Origin of the sequence: Sphingomonas sp. CFBP 8760, from assembly GCF_014841615.1 — a bacterium.
In the GTDB taxonomy this organism is placed as follows: domain Bacteria; phylum Pseudomonadota; class Alphaproteobacteria; order Sphingomonadales; family Sphingomonadaceae; genus Sphingomonas.
Window position 1 is genome coordinate 285,343 of sequence record NZ_JACYUG010000002.1, and the last position, 11,947, is coordinate 297,289.

The 11,947-nt window shown below is 65.0% G+C and carries 10 protein-coding genes; 5 read left to right on the top strand and 5 right to left on the bottom strand.

Annotated features, from left to right (window positions below; translation table 11 throughout):
• Nucleotides 1-3: 3 nt before the first annotated feature.
• From IFT82_RS04230 to IFT82_RS04240, 3 genes are all read right to left on the bottom strand, one after another.
• On the bottom strand, nt 4-480 hold the full coding sequence (locus IFT82_RS04230) for a cupin domain-containing protein (protein ID WP_192124814.1): 477 nt from the start codon (nt 478-480) through the stop codon (nt 4-6).
• Nucleotides 477-1,583, bottom strand: a complete 1,107-nt coding sequence (locus IFT82_RS04235) for a Gfo/Idh/MocA family protein (protein WP_192124816.1) — start codon at nt 1,581-1,583, stop codon at nt 477-479. The genes IFT82_RS04230 and IFT82_RS04235 overlap by 4 nt, the downstream gene beginning before the upstream one ends.
• A 331-nt stretch (nt 1,584-1,914) precedes the next feature.
• Nucleotides 1,915-2,883: a TonB-dependent receptor gene (locus tag IFT82_RS04240; protein WP_207105725.1), complete on the bottom strand. Its 969-nt coding sequence runs from the start codon at nt 2,881-2,883 to the stop codon at nt 1,915-1,917.
• A 29-nt stretch (nt 2,884-2,912) separates the two neighbouring features.
• Between IFT82_RS04240 and IFT82_RS04245 the strand changes: the two genes are divergently transcribed.
• On the top strand, nt 2,913-4,280 hold the full coding sequence (locus IFT82_RS04245) for a sensor histidine kinase (protein ID WP_342355040.1): 1,368 nt from the start codon (nt 2,913-2,915) through the stop codon (nt 4,278-4,280).
• A 424-nt stretch (nt 4,281-4,704) separates the two neighbouring features.
• Nucleotides 4,705-5,154, top strand: coding sequence for a hypothetical protein (locus tag IFT82_RS04250; RefSeq protein ID WP_192124823.1), 450 nt, complete (start codon nt 4,705-4,707; stop codon nt 5,152-5,154).
• A 17-nt stretch (nt 5,155-5,171) separates the two neighbouring features.
• Here the strand turns inward: IFT82_RS04250 and IFT82_RS04255 are convergent, their stop codons facing one another.
• Complete coding sequence (locus IFT82_RS04255) at nt 5,172-6,260, bottom strand: acyltransferase family protein (RefSeq protein ID WP_199860318.1); 1,089 nt, start codon at nt 6,258-6,260, stop codon at nt 5,172-5,174.
• 1,154 nt (nt 6,261-7,414) lie between these two features.
• Entirely contained in the window at nt 7,415-8,002 is a 588-nt protein-coding gene (locus tag IFT82_RS04265; protein ID WP_192124827.1) for a TetR/AcrR family transcriptional regulator, read from the bottom strand.
• Between the two features lie 100 nt (nt 8,003-8,102).
• Here IFT82_RS04265 and IFT82_RS04270 point away from each other — a divergent pair, with 100 nt between their 5' ends.
• From IFT82_RS04270 to IFT82_RS04280, 3 genes are read left to right on the top strand one after another with little or no spacing between them, the layout of a single operon-like run.
• Nucleotides 8,103-8,246, top strand: coding sequence for a hypothetical protein (locus tag IFT82_RS04270; RefSeq protein ID WP_192124829.1), 144 nt, complete (start codon nt 8,103-8,105; stop codon nt 8,244-8,246).
• A 3-nt stretch (nt 8,247-8,249) separates the two neighbouring features.
• A complete protein-coding gene (locus tag IFT82_RS04275) occupies nt 8,250-11,681 on the top strand; it encodes an acyl-[ACP]--phospholipid O-acyltransferase (RefSeq protein WP_192124831.1) in 3,432 nt (1,143 codons plus the stop codon).
• Nucleotides 11,678-11,902 carry a hypothetical protein gene (locus tag IFT82_RS04280; RefSeq protein WP_192124833.1) on the top strand — a complete coding sequence of 75 codons (225 nt, stop codon included), beginning with the start codon at nt 11,678-11,680 and terminating at the stop codon, nt 11,900-11,902. The genes IFT82_RS04275 and IFT82_RS04280 overlap by 4 nt, the downstream gene beginning before the upstream one ends.
• Nucleotides 11,903-11,947: the final 45 nt, after the last annotated feature.

An 11,947-nucleotide genomic window follows, 5' to 3' on the forward strand; every position in this document is an offset into this window, starting at 1 on the left:
ATCCTACGGGTTGTGACGCGGCAGTTTCATGCCCAGCATCACCAGTTTGCCGCCGGTGATGCCGAACCAGTGCGGTACGCCGGCGGGGACGAGAATGACATCGCCGACCGCCAGCGATCGGGTGGTGCCGCCGCTGATGTGGCTACCTTCGACCAGGTCGGGACGTGTCGTCTTCGGATCGACCATCGTCCCGCCGGACACCAGCGTGCCGGCACCGTCGATCACGATCGCATATTCGGCGTCGTTGGGATGGACGGCCGGGCGGCCGGGCGCCTTCCAGTATTCGAGCGCGGCCACCGTCTTCCCGTCCTTCAACAGCGGTTGATAGAGAAAGCCGCGGCCGTCGCGCATCGTCGCGGCCATCCGGGCGACGATGGTGCGAATTTCGGTGCTGCTGGCCACCCCGCCCGGGGTCGTCGGTGCCTGGGACATGGCGGCGGACGACAGCATGGCGAGCGCCAGCGCGGCCTGACGCATCATACCCGCCCGTCCAGCCGGATCGTGCGGCCTTCGCGCGCCGAACGGTAGATCGCCTCCACGATCCGCATGTCGCGCAGTCCCTCCTCCCCCGACACGATCGGCTCGCGGCCCGATACGACGCATTGCGCCAAATGATCGAGCTGCCCGACGAACTGGTTGCGGGCAGGGGCGGGGGCAGGCGTCACGGCATGTTCGCGACCATCCTCCCCCACCCACATCCTGATGCCGTCGTAACGGGTCGCCGGTTCCAGTTCGATCCGTCCCCGGTCGCCCATCAGCAATATGTGGTTCTGGTTGGCACTGTACATCGACTGGCAGCCGGCAATCGCGCCGGACGGAAATTCCAGCGTCCAGTCGATCATGTCCTCCACCTCGGTGAAGCGGGGATCGCGGCGATCCGTGGATTCGCGGGCAGTGACGGCGACCGGTTCCTCGCCTGTCATGTAGCGGGCAGCCTGTAGACTGTAGATTCCCATGTCCATCAGCGATCCGCCGCCGGCCAGCGAGCGCTTCAGGCGCCAGGCATCCGGGCTTCGCTGGATGAAGCCGTGTTCGGAGCGGACATAGCGTATCTTGCCTGCTTCCCCGGCGCGGGCGCGCCGCATCGCTTCGCGGTTGAACGGCTCGAAATGGCAGCGGTAGCCGATCATCAGCTTGCGGCTCGCCTGCTTGCAGGCCGCGATCATCGCCTCACACTCGGCGACGGAGGTGGCCATCGGTTTCTCGCACATCACATGCTTGCCGGCCCGTGCGGCGCGGATCGTGTATTCCGCGTGCATCGAATTGGGCAAGCAGACATAGACGATGTCGATATCCGGATTGTCGCGAAGGCGGTCGAAATCGGCATAGGAATAGATCGCGTGGTCGGACAATCCGTGTCGACGTGCGGTCCGCGCGGCCTTGACGGGGTCGCCGCTGACGACCGCCGCCAGCCGGCTATGCGTGCAGTTGGCCAGTTGTGGAATGATGACGCCGAGGCCGTAGCTGCCAAGACCGACGATGGCGTATCCCAGTTTGCGCGGCGGTGCAGCCAGGGCAGGGGCCGCCAATCCCGTCGCCATCGCCGCAGCCGACAGCAATATGTCGCGTCGTTCGAATTCCATCGACGGCATTTCCCTGATCAAATCGTTCGACGATCGTACAAGTGGATGACTGACGAACTCAACAGGACCATGGTCGCATATGCGAGCAGGAATTACCTTTGTTTCGAAGTACGTAGCGCACAAGTCATGCCCCCGACCGTGCCGGCGACCCTTCACGATCCACGGCACTGTTGCCATAGAACAGCCGATCGTCGCGACCGCGACGCCCCCGGGCCGGTCGGCTTGCCCGGACGATGCGGCTCCATCTGCGCCGACCTTGTTTCCATCGGAATATCGCGATCGATCCAGGGGATGGATCACCGCTATGCCTGCATGTGAAACCCCACGCCCGTTAGAAGACCTTCCGCAGATTGACGCTGACGACGCGGCCCAGCGGATCGAGATAGGCCGGCTGGTAGCTGAGCGGTGTCGCGCCTGTGCGATCGCGCACCCGCGGGCGGGTGTTGAACAGGTTGGCGACGCCGATGGTGGCGCGCGTGCCCTTCAGCCATCCGGGTGCGGCAGAACCCCCGAATCGCTCCGCCGGATTGGCGAACAGGTTGAGGGTCACCGTGGCGAAATCGCCGAAGCGCAGGTCATCCGCGGTGTCACCCGACCCGTGGATGTCGGTCCCGCTCCGCCATGTGGCCGTGACGCGGACACCGAGACCGCGTTGGAAGGCGCCTGCCTGGAACTCGATCTCGTGACGGCGCCGGCCACCGGCGAAGTCGACCGCCCCGCCGTCCAGCAGGTCCAGGGCAGGAAGTCCGCCCCGCAGGGTGATGGCATCCTCCAGATTCCAGTTGTGGTAAAGGCTGGCGAACACCCGGCTCGTCAGATTGGCGGCGCCCCGTGCCATCGCGCTGCCCGGCTCGGCGCGGGCGAAGACGGCTCCCGGAAGCGCCCGGCGGGCTTCCGCCTCGCTCGCGAAGACGAACGTCCGGGCGTTCTGCATGGCCTGGGGCACCGGCCCCAGCGGCCGGGTGAAGTTGACGCCCCAGCGCACCTGCTCCTGACGGGACTCGGCGAAATTGAGTGGCCGACCGTCAATCTGTTGAAGCCGACCTTCGCCGTCGCGCGTGAAACGATCGGGGAAAGCGGCCTCGATCTGCGGCGTCACGATGGGGAAGGCGGCGATCGGATCGTCAATCCGCGTGGCGACGTAATCGAGGCTGAGGGTCAGGTCGGTGCGGGCCAGGGGGCGGACGTTCAGCCCCAGCCTGACGACGTGACGATCATCGGCAAGCTGGCCGAGGCGCATACGGCCCCCCTTATCGAAACGGTGCGCGGTGTCGGATACCGCTTCCTGCCGAAGGTCCATCCGGCATGAGACGCGCACCCAGCGCGCTCGTGGCGATCGGTGGCTTCGGCGTCGCCGTGGCCACACTGGGTGTCGCGACCACCGCCGCGATCGTCATCCTCGCGCCTCAGCCGCCCGTGCTCCGCGTCAGCGCGGGCGAAGCCATCGCGGCGTTGCACAGGCCGGTTCCCGGTTTCGACCGCCATATCGTTGCCGGGCCGCCACAGGGTGCGCGCCTGCCGATGCTGGAGGGAGTGATCGCCGCCGAGTTGGGCCGGTCTCCGCGCGATGTGCGAGTGACATGGCCGAACGGTACGGCGCGAATTGGCGAGCATGTCCGGGGGGCGACGGTCAGAAAGGCGCCCGGTCCCGGTCCCGGTCCCGGTCCCGGTGGCGCCGCGCTGCCGCCGGCGTTCGTCCTCATACAGCGGGCGCGGGGCCGCTTGGAATTGGTCCAGCCAGGTGCGGCAGGCGGCTGGGCCCGCTCTGTGCTGATTGGCCTGCCGATGACCGCCTTCACGACGAGTGTGCGGCAGCAGGACGGTCGCTGGCTCAGCGTGGAGCCCGCCCGGCCGTTTCTCGGCGGATGGCAGCGCAACATCCTGATCGCGCTGGCCGTCAGCCTCCTGCTGCTTGCTCCCATCGCGTGGATCTTCGCACGCCGGCTGACCCGCCCTTTCCGTGCCCTCGCCGGGGCGCTCGACAACGATCGCGCCGCTCCGCTCCCGCACGAGAGGCCGCGCGAACTGCGCGAGGCGGCGGCGGCGATCGCCGCGATGCGCGACCGGCTCGCCATCGAGGCGGCGGAACGCGCGCGGATGCTGACGGCGATCGCCCACGATCTGCGCACGCCGCTCACCGGCCTTCGCCTGCGGATCGAGGCCGCGCCCGAGCCGCAGCGCGCCCGCATGGTCGCCGATGTCGAACGGATGCAAGCGATGATCGGCGAGGTTCTGGCCTTCGCCCGCGACGCCGCGGCGCCTGTCAAAGTGGTGGATGTCCGGCCCCTGCTCGCCGCGATCATCGAGGACATGGGGCAGGGCAGCGCGATCGTCCGGCTCCTGCCCGGCGACGAGGCACGAATTGCGGTGCCCGAACTCACCTTCCGGCGCGCAGTCGAGAATCTCCTGCGCAACGCGGCCGACTATGCGGGTGGCGGCAGGGTGACCGTGCGACAGGCCGACACCGGCGTGATCATATCGATCGCCGACGATGGTCCCGGTATCCCGGCCGGGGATCGCGAGCGCCTGCTGCGTCCGTTCGAGCGGGGGGAGGCTTCGCGCAACCGCGACACGGGCGGCGCAGGCCTTGGCCTCAGCATCGTCCGCGACTTCGCAGCCAGACATGGCGGTGACTTTACCCTGGCCCATGCCCCGAACGGCGGCACCATCGCGAGCCTGCGATTGCCGTCCGCGTAACGGCCTCGCTCCGTCCGTCAGTCCTGCTCGGGGGCCGGGTGTCTGATCCCGGCGTTTGATAGCGGATCATCATCACCAACCTTGAGGGATGCATTATGGGACAGGTTCTACACGGCAGTGCCCGCATGACGGAGGCAGTCCGTCGAACGAACGGCATAATCGGGAAAGCCTGAGGGCGCCGGGCAGGCGCCGTTGCATCGACCAGAAGACGGATCGCCACGTAAAGGAAATGGACGGCGATCAAGGATTTGCCGACCGGTCATCAGAGTCTGTTTGGACACTCGCGAAAGGGCGGGTTTCGAAGGCGGTGCCGCCCTCCACCTGCTTTCCAACGATCCTGCGGACGCCGTAACCTTGGCGGTGGGCCGGCGCTGTAAAACGCGCTTTGGCACGTTTTCAAACAGATTCTGGGGATTCTCATTCGATGGTGCCAAGCAACGCGGGTGAGGCGATCATCGTGGCGTTTTGCCGGGACGCGCTGCTACCGCTGGATGATTGCCTCTACGCATTGCAGGCGACGATCCCGTATCTGACGCGCTCCTCGCCGCCTGCAACGTCACAGGATCAGCGCGTTGCACGGGGTGGTCGGGGAGAAGGTGCCAAACCACCAGTTCGGGGCTGCCCGATCGGTTACCACTGCATCGACATCGCTAAAATCCAGACTGCCGACGGCAAGCTATGTCTGTTCGTGGTGATCGACCGGACCAGCAAGTTCGCGCCCGTGAAACGCCGCGAGCAGACCATCAACATGATCGCGGCCGAATTCCTGCGCAACCTTGTCCCACCCGTACCCTACGGTATCTACTCTTTACTGACCGAAACGATATTCAGTTCATCCATCACGTTCGCCACAAATAGCCATTCGGGAATCTAAAGGGCATATGGCCTCAGTTATAATCTCCGAGACACCGCCGTGTTTTCAGCAAGCAGGCCGTTACCATTTGGAGCGGGATTGGTGGTCAAACGTCTAGCGTATTTAATAAAACGCGCTTCAAATTTGAACGTCGACAAATGAGCGATAAGGAACGTAACTGCAATAAAAAGAGGGCGTTTGCTATACTTTACAATCGTATCACCACTAGAGAGCCAGGTGGCCATCAGTGCGCCATGCAATATGTACAGTGCATAGGATATTGTTGCTAAATAGATTGTGAATCGATGCTGTGACAAGCGCAAAAAGATGATGGGCGGATTATAGAGGGTCGATCCAACGACTGCGGCCGCAATATAAGGACGCAGATACTGCAGCGCCCCAGCGGCTGGATTTGCAGACAAAATCAACACGGGCAGAAGCCAAAGTGGGTTAAGCCATGTCAGCAAGCGTTGTGTCATGTCTCCATACCGTTTGGCATAGACAAGCGCCAGTATTCCACCTGCCAGTATCTCATCGCATCGATACCAGGTTGCCATGTCAATATAAACATGATGCGAGATTCGCCATAACGTTACAGCAATACAAATGAACGGTATGGCTCCAACCCCGATGCGGGGAAGCGCCGCTATGAGGATTGCCAGCATTACATAAATCTGCATTTCGACGCAGAGGCTCCATAGATGGCCTCCACCATTCACGATCAGTGCATTGGGTACGCTGTTGGCATAAAAAAGTAGGTTAGCCATCCATACATAGAAAGACGAGCCATTGGCGATCAACAGCACCAGCATAGCAGCCCAAGCGAGCGGTACGATCCGGAAAAATCTTCTAACCGCAAAGACGTATAGGTTGCTGTTTGACAGAAGGGTTTTGGTAATCAGAAATCCTGAAAGCGTAAAGAATAACGCCATCCCGCTGCAGGCAATCGATACATTCAGGGATAGTTGACTTGGCCCCAGTGGAAACAGATGGCCTAAAAGTACGAACATTATGCTCAGCGCGCGCCATCCGTCCAGAACGGCGAAGTGGCTATGCGCGTCACTTCCCGGCTCGTTCTTCGGTAGTGGCAAGTGTAACTGGCGACTTTTCGCCATGGCAGCGAACATACGAAGTATTCCCCCTTCGCTACGCTTGGGCTTTTGCTCAATTCGTAGCTCCCTGTTTTTCCGGCATGGCTAATGGCAATGCATTCGACAAGCAATTTTTGTGACCCGTTTTGAGACAATATAATTTTGGCATATAATTCAACGTACTTTATGGCATGCCAGTGCGCAGGCATCGGCGAAGCTTGATAAGATCGTTCTATGATCCCCGGCAGCATCAAAACGGCACACGTCGTTTCATTCGATAGCCGGATTTTGGCTATCGGGACGATCATGTGCTGCCGTTGCAGCGTGGTCTGATGCGTAAAAGTTATCCGGGATCGCCTTGGCGACCTGACTTGCTTTTTACGTCAAGCTTTTGGCGGATACCGAACATGTCTTATGCACGTGCCTCGGGTATCATGGCTGGCCCGGCTGGAAATGCAGCGGCCCTCGCCGTGATTGAGCGGCGGACTTTGACCGCCTTCTTGGCGATGATCCGCTTTGAGAGCTGACATGCCGCCATAGTGTCGGCTCAGGGCAAAATTCGAACAGTGCAACCTGCTAAATTATTCGCACGTGATCTGAAGTCTGGTTCAAGTCAGGCGCCGGCGACAAAGGGCCGGCACTTCAGCGCGATCAGGGCAAGTTGGCGGCCACGCCGCCGGACGGTGACACACGCGGTCACGACCGAGGCCAGGAGGGCATGCATCCGGGCGCTGTACGGGGCGATCCCCGACATCATGCTCGCCGAACCGCGTGCGATGTTATCCACCGAGAGGATCGTGGTGTCAGTATCGACCCTGTGGCGCTTCTTCGCCCGCCGCGGGGACACGCACAGGAACAGGACCGCCCCGACATGCGGCGCCCGCGTGAAGCGTGGCTGAATGGCCGGCTCGATCCCGGTCCGGGAACGCGGGTCCCTTCGACAGACCCGGCACAGGCTTCGTCGAGGGGACGGACGCCCGCACGGCGATGGCACGCCGGTTCAGTGGTGCGCGGTTGCGCATGACCTGCCGCACGGCCATTGGATGATGGCCGTGACCGCTCCCGTGCCATCGGCACCTTCACGCCTGTCGAATGCGCCAGCCGCTTGCGACATGGCGTCATCGCGGCGGATCGGGCGTGTTCTCGCAATCGGTAACGACCCAGGACCTTCGCGATCCACCCATGTTGCGTCAGGTGACGGCGAGCGTCTCGCGCACGCGGGACAGCGCGGCGGCCTCAGGTGCGGTCTCGCCCATTAATGCCCATGCGCCGCTTACCGAGAAGGCACAATGACCGTGGACGGTGGCGATCAGGGAGCGGGCAAGGGTGCTGACCTGTTGATCGACGGGACAGGCGAGGGCGCGGGCGACCTCGACGACGATGATCTCGGTGAGCGCACCACGTGCGATCTGGTCGGCGTCCGAAAGGTCGGTCGGGGCGAGGCGGTGGTCGTAGATCGCGGTCCATAGCGTGGGGTTGGCGTGGGCGAAGGCGAAGTAGCCGTCGACCAGCGCGGCGATGCGGTCGCCATCGCCCGCCGCGTCGAGTGCCCGTTGCAGATCGGCGGTCCAGGCCACGAAGCTGCGCGTGTTGATCGCGGCGATCAGCCGATCGATCGAGCCGAAGACGTTGTGGATGGTACCGATCGAATAGCCGATCCGTCGCGCCACCTCGCGCGCGGAAAAACCCGACAAACCGACCTGGGCGACCAGCGCGCTGCCGGCCGCCAGAATCAGTTCGTGCAGTTCGTCGCGGTTGTGATCGGATCGGCGGCCCATGCGCATACCGATAACCATTAAAATAAGCAGTGTCCAATTAATCTATTGAGCGGTGCTCAATTATAGCTATGCTGCCGGTCGAATCGTGGAGTGGACGGCGATGATGATCCTCCTGCTTATCCTGTCGATGGCGGTCGCCGCGCCGGGCTTCGGCCGGATCGGCGTCGACTGGCTCTACGGCCGCTACCTGCCGGCGCACGATCGTTCATCATTCGCCGCTATCAACCCGGATCAAGGGGAATAGATCATGGCCGCACCTGACATATCGCTGATCGCCAAGCGCCGGTTCGGGCCGCTGTTCGTCGTCCAGTTCCTGGGGGCGTTCAACGACAATCTGTTGAAGTTCGCGCTGCTGTTCCTCGCCAATTTCGGCCTCTACGCCGCCGTGCCCGACAAGGCGGAGATGCTGGCGACGATCGCGACCGGCCTGTTCATCCTGCCCTATTTTCTGTTCTCGGCGCTGGCCGGCCAGCTTGCGGACAAGTGGGACAAGGCGTCGTTGGTCCGCGCGGTCAAGGCGGCGGAGGTCGGCATCATGCTGCTGGCGCTGCTCGGTTTCTGGATCCAGTCGGTGCCGGTGCTGCTCGGCTGCCTGTTCCTGATGGGCATCCATTCGACCCTGTTCGGGCCGGTCAAATACTCAATCCTGCCGCAGCATCTGCGCGAGGGCGAGGTGATGGGCGGCACCGGCCTGATCGAGGCGGGGACGTTTATCGCGATCCTCGGCGGACAGTTGCTCGGCGGCGTGATCCCGCCATGGGAGGCGGGACTGGTCGCGACCGGGATCGCGGTGCTGGGTTTCCTGGCCAGCCTGGCGGTGCCCTCGGCGCCGCCCGCGGCACCGGGCCTGAAGCTTCAGCGCAATATCCTGAAGGGCACGTGGGACATCCTGTCGGTGGCGCACGGGCGAAAGGGCGTCTGGCTGGCGATCCTCGGGATCAGCTGGTTCTTCTCGGTCGGCGCGATCCTGCTGTCGGAGTTCGCGCCGCTCGCCAGCGGCACGCTGCATGCGGGCGCGCCGGTCGTGACGCTGTTCCTGCTCGTCTTCTCCGTCTCGGTCGCGATCGGCTCGCTTACCGTCAACCGGCTGCTCGCCGGCGAGGTGTCGGCGCGGTACGTGCCGGTGGCGGCGCTGGGGCTGGCGGTGTTCCAGCTCTATCTGTGGATCGCGACCTCGACCTATGTGTCGAGTGCGCCGCAGCGCGACGTCGCCGGCTTCCTGGCGAGTGCGGGGAGCTGGCACATCCTGGCGGCGCTGGCTGGCATCGCCTTCTCGGGCGGCGTATTCATCGTGCCGCTCTACGCGATCCTCCAGGTGCACAGCGATCCGGCCGAGCGGTCGCGCGTCATCGCCGCGAACAACATCGTCAACGCGGTCGTCACCGTGCTGATGGTGGCGGCCGTCACCGGGCTGCTGGCGGCGGGGGTTGGGGTACCGGGCGTGATCGGTACGCTCGGCTTCGCGACGCTGGCGGTGGCGCTGATCTCGTGCTGGCTGCTGCCGGAGACATTGCTCAAGGCGCTGGTGCGCGCCACGCTGCGCCTGCTCTACCGCGTCGATGTGCACGGCGTGGACAACATGCCGCGCGTCGGCGAGAGGGCGGTGGTGGTGGTCAACCACGTGTCGTTCCTCGACGGGCTGCTTCTCGCCGCCTTTCTGCCCGGCCGCCCGACCTTCGCGATCCACAGCCGCATCGCGCGCGCCTGGTGGGTGAGGCCGTTCCTGAGCCTGTTCGACGCCTTCCCGGTCGATCCCACCAACCCGATGGCGGCCAAGGCGATGGTCAAGGCGGTGCGTGAGGGGCGGACGCTGGTGATCTTCCCCGAAGGCCGGATCACGGTGACGGGCGCGTTGATGAAGGTGTTCGATGGCCCCGGCATGGTCGCCGACAAGGCCGACGCGCCGATCGTCCCCGTCCGCATCGACGGTGCGCAGTTCACGCCCTTCTCGCGCCTGAAGGGCAAGGTGCGGCTGCGCACCTTTCCCAAGATCGACCTCACCGTGCTGCCGCCGCGCCGCTTCGACGTGACCGGCGACACCGCCCGCCAGCGCCGTGCCGCGGCGGGCGCGAAGCTGTACGACGTGATGAGCGGGATGATCTTCGAGACGTCCGACACGAACCGGACGCTCTACCGCGCGCTGGTCGACGCGGCCGGGGTGCACGGTTTCGGTGCGCCGATCGTCGAGGACGTAAAGCGCGAGCCGCTGACCTATGGCCGCCTGCTTGCCGGCAGCATCGCGCTTGCCCGGCCGCTCGCGGCGCTGTCGCGGCCGGGCGAGGCGGTCGGCTTGCTGCTGCCCAACGTCAATGCCGTGGTCGCGGCGTTCTTCGCGCTCCAGCGCACGGGCCGGGTGCCGGCGATGCTCAACTACACCGCCGGGCTTGCCAACCTGCGCGCGGCATGCACCGCCGCCGAGGTCCGCACGATCGTGACCGCGCGGGCCTTCGTCGAACAGGCGAAGCTCGGCGAGGTGGTCGCGGGGCTGGAGGCCGCCGGCGTCCGGGTCGTCTGGCTGGAGGATGTCGGCGCCGGCATCGGGCGCCTCGCGAAACTCGGCGCGCTGGTCGCCAGCCGCTGGGCGGGGCGGTCCGGCCACCGCATCTCGCCCGATGCGCCGTCGGTGATCCTGTTCACCAGCGGATCGGAGGGGCTGCCCAAGGGCGTGGTGCTCACCCACCGCAATCTCCTGTCCAATTGCCTGCAATTGTCGGCGCGTGTCGACTTCAACGCATCGGACGTGGTGCTGAACGCGCTGCCGGTGTTCCACAGCTTCGGGCTGACGGGGGGCACGCTGTTGCCGATCCTGTCGGGCGTCAGGACGCTGCTCTATCCAAGCCCGCTCCACTACCGGATCGTGCCGGCGCTCGCCTATGATGCGAACGCGACGATCCTGTTCGGCACCGACACCTTCCTGTCGGGCTATGCGCGGATGGCGCACGGCTACGACTTCTACTCGCTGCGCTATATCTTCGCCGGCGCAGAGCGGGTACGCGACGATACTCGCAAGACCTACGCGGAGAAGTTCGGCCTGCGGATCATGGAAGGTTATGGCGCGACCGAGGCGGGGCCGGTGATCGCGGTCAACACGCCGATGCACTTCCAGGCGGGTTCGGTCGGGCGGCTGCTGCCGGCGATCGAGGCGAAGGTCGAGCCGGTGCCGGGAATCGAGGAGGGCGGTCGTCTGTCGATCCGCGGGCCGAACGTCATGGCCGGCTACCTCAAGACCGACGCGCCCGGTGTCCTCCAGCCCGCCGAGGGCGGCTGGCACGACACCGGCGACATCGTGACGATCGATGCGGCGGGCTTCGTCGTGATCCGCGGTCGCGCCAAGCGCTTCGCCAAGATCGGCGGTGAGATGGTGTCGCTGCCGGCGGTCGAGGGCTATGCTGCCAAGGTCTGGCCGGGCGCCGAACACGCGGTCGTGACCCGGCCCGACGCGCGCAAGGGCGAGCAGCTGGTGCTGTTCACCACCGCCCCCGCTGCGACCGCCCCCATGCTCCAGGCCTGGGCGCGCGCCAACGGCGTCGCCGAACTGGCGGTGCCGCGCGACATCCGCATCGTCGACGCGCTGCCGGTGCTGGGCACCGGCAAGCTCGATTATGTCACCCTGACCGAGCGGGCGGCGCGCGACGCCGCATCCGTCGCCAGGGCGGGCGAGGCGGAGGAGACGCCATGAGCCATGATGCAGCCATCATTTACGGCGCCGACGCGCTGAGCGGCATCATCAACTTCATCCTGCGCAAGGACGGCAGGGGACTGACGCCCGGCAGTCAGGCACTGACGTCGACCACCGGCGCCGACAACCCGCGGTTCAACGGGTTCGGCGTCTTTTTCCTGCCCACGATGTCGCGGCGGACGCCGCTGCTGCCCTGCGTCGCACCGGTGATCGTGCCATAGGCGCGCAGCCGGGGCATCGGCCCCGGCCAGACCGGTCGCGTCGGG

Bases quoted from the DNA above. Each gene is read 5' to 3' on its own strand.
- IFT82_RS04230 (WP_192124814.1), bottom strand. From the start codon at position 480: ATGATGCGTCAGGCCGCGCTGGCGCTCGCCATGCTGTCGTCCGCCGCC.
- IFT82_RS04235 (WP_192124816.1), bottom strand. From the start codon at position 1,583: ATGGAATTCGAACGACGCGACATATTGCTGTCGGCTGCGGCGATGGCG.
- IFT82_RS04240 (WP_207105725.1), bottom strand. From the start codon at position 2,883: ATGGACCTTCGGCAGGAAGCGGTATCCGACACCGCGCACCGTTTCGAT.
- IFT82_RS04250 (WP_192124823.1), top strand. From the start codon at position 4,705: ATGGTGCCAAGCAACGCGGGTGAGGCGATCATCGTGGCGTTTTGCCGG.
- IFT82_RS04255 (WP_199860318.1), bottom strand. From the start codon at position 6,260: ATGTTCGCTGCCATGGCGAAAAGTCGCCAGTTACACTTGCCACTACCG.
- IFT82_RS04265 (WP_192124827.1), bottom strand. From the start codon at position 8,002: ATGGGCCGCCGATCCGATCACAACCGCGACGAACTGCACGAACTGATT.
- IFT82_RS04270 (WP_192124829.1), top strand. From the start codon at position 8,103: ATGATGATCCTCCTGCTTATCCTGTCGATGGCGGTCGCCGCGCCGGGC.
- IFT82_RS04275 (WP_192124831.1), top strand. From the start codon at position 8,250: ATGGCCGCACCTGACATATCGCTGATCGCCAAGCGCCGGTTCGGGCCG.
- IFT82_RS04280 (WP_192124833.1), top strand. From the start codon at position 11,678: ATGAGCCATGATGCAGCCATCATTTACGGCGCCGACGCGCTGAGCGGC.